This is a genomic window from Bacteroides sp. AM16-13 (genome assembly GCF_003602705.1).
Taxonomy (GTDB): Bacteria; Bacteroidota; Bacteroidia; order Bacteroidales; family Bacteroidaceae; genus Bacteroides; species Bacteroides xylanisolvens.
In genome coordinates, this window is the sequence record NZ_QTLK01000022.1 from 1,609 (window position 1) to 15,463 (window position 13,855).

Consider the following 13,855-nt stretch of genomic DNA (forward strand, 5'->3'; position numbering starts at 1 on the left):
AAGAAAAGAACAAGAGGAATCATTCACCAGGCAGGGAGATGTGTAAATTAAACTATGTATGCTTTATTCTCATTCAATCTCATCGGTCGGGGAACGGCCAGCGCCAAGGAGCAGGACTACCCGTCCCAACGGACGTAAAATTGCAACATTTTAAACCTATCTACAAATTTTATCGCCAGTTGTCGTGCACTAGCTCCCCAGTTAGCCAGTATGACATGGTCCATTTCTTACATATATTGCGATAAGCGAGGTAAAACAGTTTTTTAAGGGCGGTGTTGTTAGGGAACACGCCCTTGTTTTTTTGTCACTTTCCGTATCTGATGATGACAGTCCTCAACTGTATTTATGGTATAAATCATACGATGCATATCCGATGTGAACTGAAAGTATTCAGTAAGTTTTCCCTACGTTCATAATCCTCACATATGACATTCAGTTCTTTCAAAAGCAGAGAAATATTATTCATATTTTCTTTACCTCAAAAATTCATTTTTCGATTAAGACTACAAATAAGTTTTTCACAGTAAAATCAAACGAGAAACACTCCAGCAAAAGATCCTAAAAACAGACTTATCTCTATTATTATTGATATCCCATTTCTTGAATATTTATATTCAAATATCGGCCCAATTTGAGCCGATATTCTTAATTTAAAGGTATACGCAATATCCAACAACCTATCATTCCCAAGATAACTTTAATTGGAATTATATTCTAACCACTTCTTTATAGTTTTTTTGGTTGTTTGTTGTAATCCTTCAAGTTGGTGTGGATCATCGTTCGCATATCGTATTATCAGATTAGGATTATCTTGTAGATCTTCATACAATCTTATTGCAAAGAAATTATCCTCTTCTGTTACCATCTTCTCAATCAATAATGGAATGATTTCTTTTCCCATAGCCTTTAAATCGGCATATTGAGGTAAATTTCTTGTAGTAGCAGTGTTATTACTAAGCGAGTAATGCCATGCTTCCTTCCATTCATCAAACAGAGATTCAAACCTTGAACTATCTCTACATGTTTTTACTTTTCTAGCAATCATCATCAACTCATCCGGTGAGAAGATTATATTTTCGTGAATATCCTCACTTATTTCTTTCATTGCATTAGCATCTATTTCACTTAGACTACGGGTAGGAGAAACTGCCCCATAGGTTTCCACAGGAACTCCATACATTCCATTAGAAAACACACTTACAAGGTGCCACAATAGCCACATACGCCCCATCTTAGAATAAGGTGCCTCGCAATGGGGACTACCTCCAAGAGATGCATGCAGAGGGGTATTTCCCCAACCCCAAACTACAGGATAGTATCTTGATATTGAGGTTGCCCCTTTCATGTAATCATAAGCGGCATGATACACGGAACTCGCATTTTCATATCCATATCTTACTTGATCCCAAGTACTAAACTCTATCCACTTATTATTAAACCCCAACGAATAGGCAAAACAATTATATCCAGATGACGGATAATTCATAACAACTGTATTGGAATATTCAACTAAAGGAAACGATTTCCTTAAAGCATTCCTTTCAGCAGAAAAGAGAGGTCGTGGGAAAGAGTTCCTGATCAATTCGCGCTGTTCATCTGTTAATTGAGAATCCCAATTATCAGGAAGAATATACCCTCCCCCTGGTAGATTTGATCGTGTCTTAGCCATCGGTCCAATAATGCTATAAATATAATCCATAATTTCAAGGCTATCAAGCAAATTAACAGTTTGTATAGCCACTTCATTAGCCGGCTTTACAGATTCCTCAACGGTACTTACAATATCTTCGCTACTACAAGCAAAAATACACAACAGAGCGAATACTACAGTTAATTGCTTCATATCACAAGTATTTAAGGTGAATATTATACGAATGTATATATTTTTTTCGAGCATTCCTAACACTTTTCTGTTTTTTTACTCAATAATATTCCATTCTTTTGTTATTAAATGATATAGATGCTAGTGACTTTAAAAACCTTTTGAATATTTTAAAATAGCAGCAGCCAGAGGAGATGCAATCGCATGGTTAAATCTTGGAAATATGTATATGACTGGACAGGAGCATCCTTAAAATAGATGACTTCACCTTATCATTTTCAATAATAAGGTGAAATCAGCATACGATTCAGACTGAAATTATTCAGGTAAAATCTGTTCGATCTCTTTCAACTCATCTGCCGTGAATTCCAAATGATCCAGTGCTTTCAAATTGTCGGCCAACTGGTTGACAGAGCTTGCGCCCACAATCACCGAAGTCATCCGTTCGTCTTTCAATACCCATGCCAGTGCCATTTCAGCAAGTGTTTGTCCACGTCGGAGGGCTATTTCATTCAACTGGCGGGCGGCTTCTACCTTTTCAGGCGTCACTTGCGAAAGCTGGAGAAAACCCGAAGAACGTGCGGCACGAGAACCTTCCGGAATACCATTCAAGTATTTATCTGTCAACAGTCCTTGCGCCAAAGGAGAAAAGGCGATGAAACCGGAACCATATTCTGCTGCCAGCGGAAGTGTTTCCGCCTCCACCTCACGGTCGAACATACTATACCGATACTGGCTGATGAGACAGGGAACACCGGCTTTTGCCATCATTTCGTAGGCCATACGTGCTTGTTCGGGAGGATATTTGGAGATTCCGATATACAGCGCTTTCCCTTGTTTCACAATGTCAATCAATGTCTGAATGGTTTCTTCGACCGGAGTAACTCCATCATAACGATGGCTATAAAAGATATCAAAATACTCCAATCCTGTCCGGCGGAGACTTTGGTCAATGCTCGCCATCAGATTTTTACGGGAGCTATTTCCGCCATAAGGGCCAGCCCACATTTCATGACCGGCTTTGGAAGAGATGATCATTTCATCCCGATAACCCTGGAAGTTCTCTCGCAAGATTCGTCCGAAATTGGTTTCAGCACTTCCGGGAGGAGGGCCGTAATTGTTCGCCAGGTCGAAATGAGTAACACCATGATCGAATGCATACTTAATCATGTCGGTTGCCACATCGAAATTGTCCACACTACCGAAGTTGTGCCACAACCCCAAAGAGATTAAAGGTAACTGCAAGCCGCTCTTGCCACAATATTTATAGGGCATCCGTTCGTAGCGTCCGGCTGCCGGCTGATAACTGAAAGAGTTTTCCATAAAACAGAATGTTTATATTTTCCTTTCACAAAGAAAGGAAAATATATTTTAATAATACTTTTGAACCAGCCTAAATTTTACGGCAGCATTATTTAAATAAAATTTCCATAACAACCCTGACAGTCTCTTTACTTGAGACAATTAAACAAAAATATAAAACCGTTCTACCCCTTACAAAAAACAATAGCCGGTAGTCCACGTTACCTAAAAAAATAGAAAAATATGATAACTATCAAGGTTAAATTCAGAGAATCAACAATTAAGAAAAAGAAAGGAACCATCTATTATCTGTTGACAAGGAATAAAGAATACAGAGAGATAACAACTCCGTATAAGATTCATTCACACGAGTGGAATGACAAGCGTTCGCTAATTGCGATATCAAATGCCGAATACCAGCGCAGATATGAACTGCAGCTCATTGAAAACTCCATCATCCGGGATATTCGACACCTTCAGCACATTCTGACAAGTGAAAACAACATTGATACCATCATCAAACTTTTCAAAAAAATTCAAGGTGAAAGCTTATTATCCGTATTCAGCAAGAGTGTCACAAATGATTTGTATATCAAGAACCAACCCCGAACCGCAAAATCATATATAGCTTCGGTAAAAAGTTTCCTCCGGTTCAGAAACGGAGTTGACATTTCTTTCGAAGAACTGACTCCTAAACTTATTTCAGACTACGAAAGATATCTGAAAGAGCAGCAGATATGTAATAATACTATTTCATTCTATATGCGAAACCTAAGAGCCATTTATAATAGAGCTGTCGAAGAAAGCTATACAGAACAAAAGCATCCGTTTAAAAAAGTATTCGTAGGCAATGATAAAACCATCAAACGGGCAATAGACGAAGATGTCATATCAAGATTTAAAACATTGGATTTATCGTCAAAACCACGATTGGCTTTTTCACGCGATATGTTTATGTTCAGCTTTTATGCACGAGGGATGGCTTTTATTGATCTGGCGTACCTAACCAAAGAGAATATTCAAGGAGAATATATTATTTACCGACGCCATAAGACCGGACAAGAACTTAGCATAAAACTAGAAATATGCTTAAAAACTATTATTGATAGATACTCTCATTACAGTAACGGAACTTTCTTATTTCCTGTTTTATCAGAAAGTACACAGAATTATGATAGTGCCTTGAGACTTCATAATATTCATTTAAAGAAAATCTCCGGCTTCATGGGACTTCCCAAACCTTTGACTTCATACGTGGCGCGCCATAGTTGGGCTACACTAGCCAAGAAAAAAGGTATATCTACACAAATCATCAGTGAAAGTATGGGACATAATAGCGAAAAGACAACCCGAATATATCTCTCATCTCTTGACAGGTCCGTGATTGATGATGCTAATGCCAAACTGATTTCCGGTATATAAGAATATATGCAGGACTGCAAGATGGAATTAAAGTCTATGCATAATCAATTGATTTACAAATTATTGTTCACTGCAATTCTTTCTCTTCAAAAGAGACGGAATAAAATATTTATTTGCAAAATAAACAATTTAAATCTTTACTCGCAAGTATTTCTCAAACAATATTTAAGCTATATTCAAAATAATCAGATCACTATGAATTCAAGCTACCGCAAATATATTTACCCATATTTCACAAATAAAAGGAACTTTCCGTCAGCCAAGCGCACAACTACACATCTAATTATAAGACGATTACGCACATAATACAAGTTTTATTCCGTCTCTTTTGAAGAGAAAGAATATCCAGATATTACATTTTTTTCAATTAGCGAAACAAACAGGCAAATAGTACAAGTTTAAAAAACACATACAAAAATAATCAACAAGTAAATATAATGAAAATAAGAAGTATTTTCACCCTCCTCATCCTAACCCTCCTCGTTTCATACTCGAGAGCGCAGGATATAGCCATAAAAACAAATTTACTTTACGGAGGTTATACCTATACCCCGAATCTTAGTCTTGAAATAGGTTTGGGTAAAAGAAGCACACTCGATTTAGGCGGTGGCTATAATCCCTGGAATCTTGACGGAACGGCTGAAAACAACAAAAAACTAGTCCACTGGCTAGGCGAAATAGAATATCGTTACTGGCTATGCCAACGCTTCTCCGGACACTTTCTCGGAGTGCACGTTCTCGGTAGCCAATATAATATTGCGCAACAGGATTTGCCACTCATATTCGGTAAAGGTTCTAAAGAATACCGCTTCGAAGGCTATGGCTACGGAGGGGGAATTTCATACGGCTACAACTTCTTTCTAGGCATACGATGGAGTATTGAAGCCAATCTAGGAATCGGATATGCACGCTTGCACTATGACAAGTACAAATGCCAAAAGTGCGGCGAAAAAATCGGAACAGAAAGCAGAAATTATTTCGGTCCTACGAAAGCGGGAATATCACTGATATATTACCTTAAATAGACAAACAAACATGAAAAGACAATATATGCTATTCGTCATCGTGTTGTTGTTCTGCACGAACACATCAGCACAGCAAAAAGAGTATTCCGGGAAAATACACGTCACGGCGCTGTCCCTGCAACAGGAAGGGGATTCAGTGTACGTGAAACTCTCTTTCGACATTTCCGGGGTAAACGTAGATTCACGTCGTTCGATCAGCCTGATTCCCACTCTGGTAGCGGCAGGCGACAGACTGGACCTGCCCGAAGTAGTCGTCAAAGGACGTGAAAACTATAACGTGTACCGACGGGAAACCGCCTTGATGAGTAACCGGGAAAAAACGGCGTATGCCGCAGAAGCTCCGTATGCAGTCGTCCCCGGATTCAAATCGGGGAACGCAAAAACAATTGCATACAGCGTAGCCGTGAAATACAATCCGTGGATAGCGGACGCAAAGCTGGATATGTATGAAGACCTTTGCGGCTGCGGCAATCCTGCGCGGAGGATAGGCATCACCATGCTTGCCAACCGTATAACGCTAGAGAAAATAATAGAGCCGTACGAAATAACTCCCAGCATGGCATACGTGCAACCTGTCGTCGAACCGGTAAAAAGACGCGAAATCATCAGCGAGGCTTTTCTGGATTTCGTTGTAAACAAGACCGACATCCGCCCCGATTACATGAATAATCCGCAGGAACTGAAGAAAGTCACCGACCTCGTTGCCGGGATAAAAGACGACCCGGACGTCACAGTCCGCGCGATCAACGTAATCGGCTACGCTTCACCGGAAGGCTTGCTGTCCAACAATCAACGGTTGTCCGAAGGCCGGGCCAAAGCACTGACCGATTATTTGGCTTCACAATTCGATTATCCGCGGAGTTTATACCAAGTCGCTTTCGCGGGTGAGAACTGGGACGGACTCAAAGAATGTGTAGAGGCGTCCCAAATGCCGTATCGTAAAGAAGTTTTGGAGTTCATCGAGTCTTTCCCGGCCGAATGTGACTACGCTGCCCAAGTGAGGCGAAAAAAAACATTGATGAACCTGAAAGGCGGCGAGCCATACAGATACATCATCCGGGAGTTCTGCCCCTTACTTCGCAAAGCGATTTGTAAGATTGACTTTGACGTCAGAAATTTCAGCATCGAACAGGCTAAAGAGGTATTCAAAAGCCGTCCGCAAAACCTTAGCTTGAATGAGATGTTCCTTGTTGCCAACACCTACGAAAAGGGATCACAAGAATTTATCGACCTGTTCGAAACTGCCGTAAAACTATATCCCGACGACGTGACCGCCAATCTGAATGCAGCAGCAGCCGCGTTGTCACGCAAAGATACGGTCTACGCCAAGCGATATTTGAGCAAAATAGAAAAATCACTCGATATCCCCGAATACCACAACACAATGGGAGTACTGGAAATGCTTTGCGGCAACTATGACAAAGCAGCATCACACCTGAACAAAGCAACGGAAGCCGGACTGCCGGAAGCCAAACAAAATCTGGCAGAAATGACAAAGAAACAGGAGAATACCATTCTTATCAGGCAACAACAGTCAAAGAAAAAACAGCAGAGATAAACAACAAAGATTAATAACAGAGATAAATAACTGATTTATAAACACTTTTAAAAAACAGGAAAGCATAACAAAAAACAACCTCCTACAGGTAAGCATTCACCTATAGTTTGTTTAGGGACCAAACTATCAAACGGGCAAAACAAAAGCTAAAGCAAAAGCTGACGCAATTATTAAACATTTTATTTATAAAAACAATGAAGAAAATTATTTTCATGGCTTTATTCGCCGCCACTCTCTCCGCTTGCTCCAATGAGAACAACGAGGTGACCCAAGAAACAACGAACCTGAAATCACTCGATTTTTCTTTTGATGTCGCTACTCCTAAAACGAGAATGAGCGATGACGAAGTGACCACAGCAATAACAGCGGTCAGAAGCAATATTCAAAACATTACCATCGAGTATTTCAACGCATCCGATGCTTCGCTTGGCACGTATGACTTTACACCCGAGCAGGTAGCTACGGCAAAAGGTGACGACCAGACTGCCGCTGCTGCAGGCCGCAAACCCGTTAATATTAGCAACATTCCCAGCGCTACGACTAAAGTGAACGTTTATATGAACGTTGATAAGAGCGCTGCCGACATCAATGACTTGCAGATAGGATACACGAAGATGGAATATCGTGGTACACCTGAAGATATCACATTGAAAACACCAGGAGGGGAAAGAACAGACGGCAGCACGAACGACCTTTACAGTGTCGAAGTTTCCGTGGCGCCTGTATTGTCACGTTTCGAGTTTCACGGCAAGGCATCAGACATTAAGGTGAATAGTTCAACAAGCGGTACACTACCAACCGGAGTTACAAACGGAACAAAAGACCAGGCTAAAGCCCATGTAAGCGATGCCACAATTGCAGCGGCAGAGAAAGCCGCTCAAGAAGCGTGGAGAAAAGCAAATCCGGGAGTTGCGGATCCTTCGCCATGGAGCTTCACATACACCGTCACGTATGAATACGATGCTGCATACACGATTACAGATATTGACGGATATTATATGAATAATATTCCTCTCACCAAAGGTGGAAATCTGGTCATAAATGCCAACAACGGTACAGGTGACTGGAACGATGCTGCTAAGGATAAATATAAAATAGATGGTGATATGGAAAAAATGTTCGATACCACTGTAGAAGCAGACAAAGTTATCGCATACAATTTATTCCCTCAAACAGCAACAAACGGCACAGGCGCCAGCACTACCGATGTAAAAACAAGTATGCCGCACTTCGTCCTGAAACTTGCCACTAGCGGTACAGCCTCCACCCGATGGCTGACAATCCGTGCATTGAAAGCTGCGGATGCATTGGTTACCTCTTTCGACGCCGGCAAAGTATATGTACTGAATGCCGCCGATATTAATATCAATCAATATTCCGCCAAGCTGAAAGTTACCGCTAACGATACAGCTGGTCCTGAAATACCGGAACCCATAGACCCGACAGACCCGAATCCGGAACCGGTAGGCAAAGACCTCGACGTTCTTGTCAAGATCACCGAGTGGACCATTGTCAACGTGAAACCCGAGTGGTAATTACGACCATTACCGGACGTTAAACGACGCATAAAAAAGGGGGGACGTGGCTGATTACCACTTCCCTTCACGAAGCCGTCTCCCTTCCCCCGGAAAGAATGACGGCAACGGGTGATAACCGCACCCTGTAACGGTTAGTATGAGATTCATTTTTTGATGCAGAATTATGAGAAAAGTCTTTTTCGTAGGGTTGATTGCCATGCTGACAGGTTGTAGCCAGGAGAGCCGCGTTGCTTCACCGGAAGCCTCCGGCATCGAGCTACAAATTAATTTATCGTTAGGCAGCGTCTCCACCAGAGCCGTAGACGACCCCATCACCGGCAACGACGGCAAAGAATATGTATTGCCTTTCACAGAGGTAAAAACGCTGAAAGTCGATTTATACCAATCTCTTGAAGCCGCTCCTATATTCACCTATACAGCCACCGATGCAGAGATTGCAGGCATCAGGAATACCGCCATCGGAGAATTGGCAAGACTCTCCATACCCAAGATTCCGGTAACAACCCAATACGTGAAAGTGACGATAAACCGGTTTAAAGAGGAGAATCCGCTTATCAACCAGTTACAGGTGAGCAGTCAGGACGACCCGCCCGCCCCTACCATGAACCGGACAGAGATTCCTTACGAAGGAGTTACCAAAGAAATTATCGTCATCCCCGAGGAATCGGATCCTTTCTCCGTCAAGGTGAAAGCCATCGTGGAAGTGGCTCCCGTATTGAGCCGGTTTGAAATCATACCGGGCGAAATCGTGGTCACCAACCCTGCAACCACAGGCGCTTCATTCGACTGGACGGACGGAACCGCAGGCAGAGACAAAATCAAGAACTTCACCGAAGCCGATATCACCGTAGCCGAAGCAGGCGCGCGGGAGAATTTCAGGAAGAAATACGGAACGAACGCTACCGCTGCCGCTATCTATTCCTATCGTGTCCGGCTCATCCGGTCGCCCTTCCCCGACGGCTTCGATATCAACAGCACGCCAACCGGATTCTATTTTTATATGAATTATTTCAAGCCGAGCCTCAACGCCGCCACTATCATAAAGAATACAAACGATGGTATCTCCGACTGGAACATGACCACAGGTTTAGCTGAATACAAGAAAGGAGGACAGCAGTCCAATATGTATGACGCAAGAACATCAGAGACTACAAAGGTGAACGCTTTTCATCTTTTTCCCCAATCGGTGGCGGCAGACGCTACTTTGCAACAAATCAAAGACGGAATGCCTCATCTGATTATGGGCTTTAGTACCGATAAGATAAAACGCTGGCTGACGGTCAGGGCATTCAGCGACAAAAGTAATAATGAAATTATCAACGCATTTAAGCCGGGGTATTGCTATTCCCTCGATCTTGATGATGTCGTTATCACCCCATGGTCATTGGGTTTGGACGTTCGCATTACCGATGGCGATAAAGTGACGGAGTCAGATCCCATCATCAAAGATTTCGATCAGACGTCTCACGTGCCCGAACCTGAAGGCGCAGATCTAGCACTCGGGCTTCGTGTCTCCAAGTGGAGAGACAAAGACTTGGAAGTAGAACTTTAACCGGAGAAAATAAAAGAAAGAATGAATAAAACATATTTCATAGGAATACTCCTGATTACTGCATCTCTTTTCGCAGGATGCACCAAAGAGAACACGGAAGATTGCTTTTCGGGACTCAGACTCGATTTCTACTTCACCCATCATACCGGCAACGGCAATCTCTTCGGCGAAAAGGTGCGGCGGATTCACGTGTACCTGTTTGACACGGAGGGCATACTTCAACTCCACGCGACAGACAACGGAGACAAACTGGAATATAGTTACCTGCAAAACGGACAGATACAGACGGTGTCAAAACCGAACCCGTGGGGAAAGCTCTCTGACGAGTATGTGATGAATCTGGATAAAGTGCCGCCGGGAAAATACAGAATTATATCATGGGCGGATAACGGGCAGAAAGACAACACTACTTATTTTCATGGAGAAATGAAAAATCCGGCAAGCCATAATTTAAGGAAAGACGTCACGCTGGGAGCGACAATGGCGGACGACCTCTATATGTTCTTAAAATGCCGGACGGCATCCGGACTGCCCGAAGAACTTGTTCCGGAAGCAGAGGAGATAAACGACCTGTGGTATGGCGCGGCAGGCTCCCGCCATCCCCAAAGCGATATGTATACCTATGAAACCGTGGAAGTTAAAAACAGCGTGGTCACCGCACGCCGCATCGAACTGATCCGCAACACCAACCTACTGAAAGTCACTTTAAGCGGACTGGAACATCTCACGCCGGAAGTCCGGGACACGCACGCCGCGAACCGGGATACGGACTTCAAACTGTGGGCGGTTGCTACCGACGAGAGGTATAAGTCCGACAACACATTTGACGGGTACACCCGCTCCGTCCGCTACTCTCCATTCAAGACATTGATGGACGCGAACACGCTCTCTGCCGACATCAAGGTATTGCGGCTGACAATGGACCGCCCGGTGCTTTTATATATCGAGACACCCGGCGGACGCAGGATTCCGGAACAGCCGATTGACATCGTCAGTATGCTGTTCAAGGCACGCAACCCCGACACGGGAGCGTATATCTACCAATCGCAGAGCGATTTCGACCGGATATACGAACATCCGGTCGAAGTACGCATCGGTCCCAACCTGGACATCAGAATCTTTATCGGAGAATGGGAAATTGTGAACGTGAAACCTGCTGAATAGGATATGAAAATGAGAATAAGATATAGAATACTGGCATTGGCCGCGGCCGCGCTCCTGTCGGGCTGCGCCAAAGAATCCGCTGTGATGAACCTGCCTGAAGCAGAGAAAGTGACCGTACAGATAAAAACCAAAGCCCTTACCGGCAGCGTGGTGGAGGGAGTGACCATAGAGAAAGTGCGTTTCATGCTCTTTCAGAATGAGACATTACTAAATAATTATACCACTTCCAACGGGACGCTGAACGTTGACGACAGCGGGTTGTTCAATCTTGCTGTCAGCCCGGGAGTATATTCTTTCGCCGCCATCATCAACGAGACGCCCGAACTGACGGAGAAACTGAATGCCGTGACGAAGCGTACGGATATCGACGGCATCGAGTTCGACTGGCAAAGCAGCGCGCTGACCTCCGGCAATATGCCGTTGGCCAATCTGGGAGAGATAAAGATTCAACCGGGAACGACGTCCGGACAAGGAATGGCGCAACTGCGCCCCGTATACAATTCGGAAGGCGGCAGATACAAAGGTGATTTCACGACAGCATCCACAACCGCAAGCATCGATATGCCCCGCGTGATGTCGCAAGTATCCGTGTTTTTGCGACAGGACGATGCGGTGACGGAAGAAATAAAAATCAGCAACGTGCAGGTTAGCAATATACCGCGTTACAGTTATCTGATAGACCAACAGGATACCGACAATACCAATCTGAATCTTTTCAACGGTCCCGAATTTACAATTTCCGCATCCGGGGGAGGCAAAGAGTACAACGGCAAACAGTACCACCCCTTTCCTACCGCCATTATTGCGGAAAAATCGTTCTATAAGGATGGAGCAGACGACGAGACAAAAGCCGCCGACCCAGATTATGCCGCTTATATATTTATCAACGCAACCTACGGGGGCATACCCACTACGTACAAGATACTGCTTCGTGAAGGAGATGCTAATTTCAGGCTCCTTCGTAATACCAATTACAATGTGTATGCTACAATTAAGCAAATAGGCAGCAAAGGCATCTATGTGGTGATTGAACCTGTCAAACTGTACAATATCGCGGTTAATTGGGCTCCGGTAGAAGGACTGGTCATCGTGAGTGACCGGGAGGCGGACTTCAACAAGAATGTCAATGTGTGGAGTGACTACACGGCTTATTCCGGCATACTTAAAGTATATAAAGGCGACGCCTACCACGATGCCCTGTTCAAATACGGCAGCCTGATAGCTACCGGTAATGATGCTACGGCTACTACAGAGCAGGAGTTCACTGCCCCGACGGCTGTTGAAACGACCAACGATGTAATTTGGTATCCCGGAAATTTCAATGTGACGGGTATCGGTAGCTGGAATGATGTCCCTTATATCACGGATGCGAGCAATATCCCGTCAGGGAATACGCTCGAACTGGTAGCACAGGGTAAGGGAGATCCCTGTCGTCTGGCAGCATTATCCCCTCATCAGATAGGTGTGGAAGGGAAGGTAGACAACCAACAGTGGCACATGGCCAATTCTACCGAATATGCCATATTGATGAAGGCAGCCAACGGGGCAGAAAGTAAAAATGATAATGGATACCGTTCTTTTCATGAACTGCTGATACCCAACGTCAAGTACCGCAATGAAAGCGGAGTGCTGGTTTCCTCCCATAATTACAGGGGAAACTATTGGAGCACGGAAAGCAACAAGGCATTCTCCTTCGACAGCCGGAATCCGACAGCAGCAGCACTCGACGCAGCCGCTCCCGGACAAGGATATACCGTTCGTTGCGTAAGAAACAGCATTCCTGAAGCTCGTATAACAATCAATCCTCCTACTTCCGTAGACTATAAGGGGGCAGCCGTCAACGGACTTCCTTTCTATATAGACAGCAACGTGCCATACTGGAAAATGGAACTTATCAAGAGCGGAGACCACGTAGGAACCTCCATCGATTTCGATGACTTCTCATTCAAGCCTTTAGCCATAGGAGTGACGCACGAAATCGAAGGTTCTTATACCCAGACTCCCAAAGCGTACATTGCGCGCAGAGAATCAAGAAACGAAGACCGTACTTTTGGAGTAAAATTCACTTCCATGCACTTCACTGGTGAAGAGAATACTTATTATTTCACTATAAAACAGAATGGATATAGCATCAGCGGAAAACTAAGTATCAATAATCTGGAAGATAATAATAGAATTAAAAAAGAGGGAGGCAAGTATACCATACATATTAAACTCACTCCTGATGACGTACCTATGCCTGTAGGGGCTGAACTTAAAGTTCGATATACCTATCTTGGTGCTTCCCGTGGTGAAGAAAGCACAATCGCCACCACTATAAATGACAACCAACGTGAATATGACGTGGAACTGAACATCCTCCCTAATAATACGCCGGATGTTATCGGACTGGTATTTCATGTATACATGAACGAAAAAGGCAGTTTGGGATATCGCGAGATAACATCAGATTCTTATTACCAAAATAATTAG

General features: G+C 43.7%; 9 protein-coding genes and 1 pseudogene. 7 read left to right on the forward strand and 3 right to left on the reverse strand.

The genetic code is table 11. The features are described 5' to 3' along the window. Positions 1 to 116: 116 nt before the first annotated feature. From DW173_RS24195 to DW173_RS16870, 3 genes and pseudogenes are all read right to left on the reverse strand, one after another. Positions 117 to 401 (reverse strand): annotated as a pseudogene (locus DW173_RS24195) (transposase); the annotation flags it as partial. Positions 402 to 697: 296 nt separating this feature from the next. Continuing rightward, entirely contained in the window at positions 698 to 1,897 is a 1,200-nt protein-coding gene (locus tag DW173_RS16865) for a hypothetical protein (RefSeq protein WP_120144846.1), read from the reverse strand. Positions 1,898 to 2,140: 243 nt separating this feature from the next. Next, positions 2,141 to 3,145 (reverse strand): aldo/keto reductase, encoded by a 1,005-nt coding sequence (locus tag DW173_RS16870; RefSeq protein ID WP_120144847.1) that lies wholly within the window; start codon positions 3,143 to 3,145, stop codon positions 2,141 to 2,143. 222 nt (positions 3,146 to 3,367) lie between these two features. Between DW173_RS16870 and DW173_RS16875 the strand changes: the two genes are divergently transcribed. From DW173_RS16875 to DW173_RS16905, 7 genes are all read left to right on the forward strand, one after another. Next, complete coding sequence (locus DW173_RS16875; protein WP_118219142.1) at positions 3,368 to 4,546, forward strand: tyrosine-type recombinase/integrase; 1,179 nt, start codon at positions 3,368 to 3,370, stop codon at positions 4,544 to 4,546. 437 nt (positions 4,547 to 4,983) lie between these two features. Next, entirely contained in the window at positions 4,984 to 5,571 is a 588-nt protein-coding gene (locus DW173_RS16880) for a DUF3575 domain-containing protein (protein ID WP_004313482.1), read from the forward strand. Between the two features lie 10 nt (positions 5,572 to 5,581). Beyond that, positions 5,582 to 7,129 carry a DUF3868 domain-containing protein gene (locus tag DW173_RS16885; RefSeq protein WP_120144848.1) on the forward strand — a complete coding sequence of 516 codons (1,548 nt, stop codon included), beginning with the start codon at positions 5,582 to 5,584 and terminating at the stop codon, positions 7,127 to 7,129. A gap of 194 nt (positions 7,130 to 7,323) precedes the next feature. After that, positions 7,324 to 8,664, forward strand: a complete 1,341-nt coding sequence (locus DW173_RS16890; RefSeq protein WP_008645776.1) for a membrane lipoprotein lipid attachment site-containing protein — start codon at positions 7,324 to 7,326, stop codon at positions 8,662 to 8,664. A gap of 166 nt (positions 8,665 to 8,830) precedes the next feature. After that, the gene (locus tag DW173_RS16895; protein WP_120144849.1) at positions 8,831 to 10,219 is read left to right on the forward strand and encodes a hypothetical protein; all 1,389 of its coding nucleotides are present in this window, start codon (positions 8,831 to 8,833) and stop codon (positions 10,217 to 10,219) included. A 21-nt stretch (positions 10,220 to 10,240) separates the two neighbouring features. Further along, the gene (locus DW173_RS16900) at positions 10,241 to 11,383 is read left to right on the forward strand and encodes a FimB/Mfa2 family fimbrial subunit (RefSeq protein ID WP_120144850.1); all 1,143 of its coding nucleotides are present in this window, start codon (positions 10,241 to 10,243) and stop codon (positions 11,381 to 11,383) included. Between the two features lie 9 nt (positions 11,384 to 11,392). Continuing rightward, positions 11,393 to 13,855 carry a DUF4906 domain-containing protein gene (locus DW173_RS16905; protein WP_230296911.1) on the forward strand — a complete coding sequence of 821 codons (2,463 nt, stop codon included), beginning with the start codon at positions 11,393 to 11,395 and terminating at the stop codon, positions 13,853 to 13,855.

Excerpts from the sequence above, each read along its gene's own strand:
- DW173_RS16905 (WP_230296911.1), top strand. The coding sequence starts at position 11,393 with ATGAGAATAAGATATAGAATACTGGCATTGGCCGCGGCCGCGCTCCTG.
- DW173_RS16870 (WP_120144847.1), bottom strand. The coding sequence starts at position 3,145 with ATGGAAAACTCTTTCAGTTATCAGCCGGCAGCCGGACGCTACGAACGG.
- DW173_RS16875 (WP_118219142.1), top strand. The coding sequence starts at position 3,368 with ATGATAACTATCAAGGTTAAATTCAGAGAATCAACAATTAAGAAAAAG.
- DW173_RS16885 (WP_120144848.1), top strand. The coding sequence starts at position 5,582 with ATGAAAAGACAATATATGCTATTCGTCATCGTGTTGTTGTTCTGCACG.
- DW173_RS16865 (WP_120144846.1), bottom strand. The coding sequence starts at position 1,897 with ATGCTCGAAAAAAATATATACATTCGTATAATATTCACCTTAAATACT.
- DW173_RS16890 (WP_008645776.1), top strand. The coding sequence starts at position 7,324 with ATGAAGAAAATTATTTTCATGGCTTTATTCGCCGCCACTCTCTCCGCT.
- DW173_RS16900 (WP_120144850.1), top strand. The coding sequence starts at position 10,241 with ATGAATAAAACATATTTCATAGGAATACTCCTGATTACTGCATCTCTT.
- DW173_RS16895 (WP_120144849.1), top strand. The coding sequence starts at position 8,831 with ATGAGAAAAGTCTTTTTCGTAGGGTTGATTGCCATGCTGACAGGTTGT.
- DW173_RS16880 (WP_004313482.1), top strand. The coding sequence starts at position 4,984 with ATGAAAATAAGAAGTATTTTCACCCTCCTCATCCTAACCCTCCTCGTT.